This window comes from Moorena sp. SIO4E2 (assembly GCF_010671945.1).
GTDB lineage: Bacteria > Cyanobacteriota > Cyanobacteriia > Cyanobacteriales > Coleofasciculaceae > Moorena > Moorena producens.
Genome location: NZ_JAAHIE010000770.1, coordinates 1 through 2,917 on the forward strand (window position 1 = coordinate 1; position 2,917 = coordinate 2,917).

At 43.9% G+C, this 2,917-nt stretch carries 2 protein-coding genes; both read right to left on the reverse strand.

What is annotated here, in order from left to right; all coding sequences use genetic code 11:
• Positions 1–1,715 (reverse strand): sodium:solute symporter family transporter (locus F6K37_RS36915; protein WP_287255951.1); only part of this gene is annotated, 1,715 nt, incomplete at its 3' end.
• A gap of 247 nt (positions 1,716–1,962) precedes the next feature.
• Complete coding sequence (locus F6K37_RS36920) at positions 1,963–2,430, reverse strand: universal stress protein (protein ID WP_008179165.1); 468 nt, start codon at positions 2,428–2,430, stop codon at positions 1,963–1,965.
• Positions 2,431–2,917 lie beyond the last annotated feature (487 nt).

The following is a 2,917-nucleotide window of genomic DNA, read 5'->3' on the forward strand; positions in this document are numbered from 1 at the left end:
AACAGGATTCCAAAATTATCCCAACGTTTCATCATCAACATGATTCCCATTAAAAACAAGACTATCTGCCAAGGAATCCCGATCAATGTCGATAGAATATCCCGCCGATTCTCGTTCCTGATTTTTGCCTGACTATTAGCTGGGAGGTTTTGACGGATTACTCCCCAAAACCCAAACGGTCGAGTCACTCGATAGAAATTATCCATCACCTCCCGGTCAGTTGGCTCAGTTAAAAATGTCCCTAGGATACATCCTAGTAATGAGCAAATGCTGGGAATGAGAAACAGCGCATATTCCTGAAATTGAGCGTAATTTAAGTTGGGTATTACTATTGCCTTGGTTAAAATAGCTGCTACCATCCCCGCCACTGTCCCAAGGGCAAATCCATAGCCATTAAAGCGCCACCAGTACCATCTCAACACCAGAGGAATAGACAGTCCAGCACCTAGTCCCAGGGTTAGCCATCCCCAAATATCATTGATATTGGTGATATTGAAACTAAATAGCAATCCCACCACTACAATTACAATTGATGCCCAGCGGCTTTGAACAATCAGTTGTTGGCTAGAGGCTTGGGGATTGATATAAGCTTGATAAATATCCTTAACCCAGTAAGCAGCACTAGCATTGATGATGGAGTCAAAGGTAGACATAGCTGCTGCAATAAAACAAGCGATCAGCAACCCTTTTATCCCCACTGGCACATATTCTGCGATCACCGTTGGTAAGATAAGTTCAGGGTCAGCAATTACCGCTTTAGTGGTTCCGTAATGGATACCCAATACTGCAAAGGCTGTAACCAAGGGCCAACGGAAAGAAAGCAAGATTATCCAAAATAGGGACAGTAACCCGGCTTCGCGATCGCTTTTAGCGGCAAAATAGCGTTGGATCATATAGCCACCCCCGCCGCCAAACCCTACCATAATTTCTTTGAACAGATAGAATAAAATTACGCCACCGAACAAATTGAATATGGCATAGTCTCCCGGTAGATCAACTGTGATTGGGGGCGAGATGCTGCTCCACTCCGTGAAATTCCAGGTTTGTAATTGCTCAGCCCCAGGAATCGAGACCGAGAAGGTATCCGGGATAGTTGCCGTAGAGAATGCGATCGCACAAATATAGATAATCGCAATAAAAATCAAAATACCTTGAAATACATCCGTCCATACCACGCCGTAAAAACCGCTAACAGCCGTGTATACCAGGGCGAGCAAAATCAAAAATATCGAAGCATAGCGGTCATCAATACCCAGAAATTCCCCCAAGAATTTGCCCCCCCCAACCGAAAAGTAACTCATTGAGCCAATCGCAAAGATAATATTAGCAACAGCACTTATGATCCGAGCCGTATTGCCTTCCCTTCCTGAGCCGAAGCGCAAGTGCATCCATTCCGCCAAAGTCATTACATTTGCCCGTCGGTTCCACTTGCCCATGAATATCATAAAAATAGCCATAATTAAGACAACGCCACCCCGGATCTCGATCAAAAATCCCTTCGTTCCCAGAGCATAAATTAAGGCGCTGATCACCATCGTGCCAGCCAAGTCAGTATTGGACGCCATTCCAGAAGCCCCCAAAACCCACCAGGGCAGATTGCGATTTCCCAAAAAGTAGGATTCTATACCCTCAGATGCTTTCCGTTGAAGAATAACCCCAAAAACAACTATGCAAATCAGGTAAATAGTAACAATGATGTAATCAACTGGATGCATGAATTTTATTATGAAGGATTAATTAAAAAAAACCTAATTACAGTAGGGTGGGCAAAGTAATATTATCTAGAATACTCAAAAAAAACAAACTGTTTTTGCCCACCCGACAAGCTTGAGTGTCAAATAAATACCAATTACAGTAGGGTGGGCAAAGTAATATAATCTAGAATACTCAAAAAAACCAAACTGTTTTTGCCCACCCTACAAGCTCATGGGGAAAACTCTCTGTGCCCTTGCTGAATCGCTACTAGACCGTTTTTAGGCGTCCAGGAATCACCATCACTGGACAATCAGCTTTCTGTAAAATTCCCTCGCTGATGCTGCCCACTAAAGCTTTGTAGAGACCGCTGTGTCCATGAGAACCGACCACAATTAAATCGACTGCTAATTTCTGTGCTTGTGCCAAAATTGTCTCAACTATTGGTCCTTGGATCAGCAAGGCTGCCGCATCAATACCTTTTTGGCGTGAATTTTCTGCCCACTTTTGTAGCTGGCGATGCTCCTTGCGAAACTTGTGAGCTATATAATCTCGCTCGGTCTGAGGTCCAGTTTGATAGCCAACAAAATCAGGCTCAGGTTCAGCAATGTGGATTAGCCATAATTTGCTCTTGGTTGCCGCTGCTAAAGACTCGGCTTGGGCAATCACTACTGGTGTGATCTCGGAAAAATCAATGGCGACAAGAAAGTTTTGCATGATATCAAGTCCGAAGCGCATTGGTATTGTATAACACAAGAGTCTTCTGCAGGTGTTGAGGCTATGGACACTCGATACCAATAACAAATGACAACGGACTTTTGACCAAAAAACTAACACGTAAGCATTCAGCTAATGCGCTACAGATGGTGCTACTTGAGGTGCTATCAGCTATCAGCAGTCAGCTAACGCCATAGCTTCATGCTGCACAAGCAGTTACTATAGAGTACCTCAATCAATTGTGTGTGAGAATTTTTGATGCCATATTCCCTACTCCCTACTCCCTACTCCCTATTCCCTATTCCCTATTCCCTGTTCCCTTTGCTATAGCTGATAGCTGACTGCACCTCAAGTAGCGCATATGCTTAGAGGATATCTGAAAAGTTTTTTGATACTGAATTTTGCCCCCCTAGCCCCCCAATTCTGGGGGGAACAAGAATCAATTTGCTGGTAGAAGTCCCCCAAAATTGGGGGATTTAGGGGGCTTGGATGTAGCAAATGAGACTTT

Excerpts from the sequence above, each read along its gene's own strand:
- F6K37_RS36920 (WP_008179165.1), bottom strand. The coding sequence starts at position 2,430 with ATGCGCTTCGGACTTGATATCATGCAAAACTTTCTTGTCGCCATTGAT.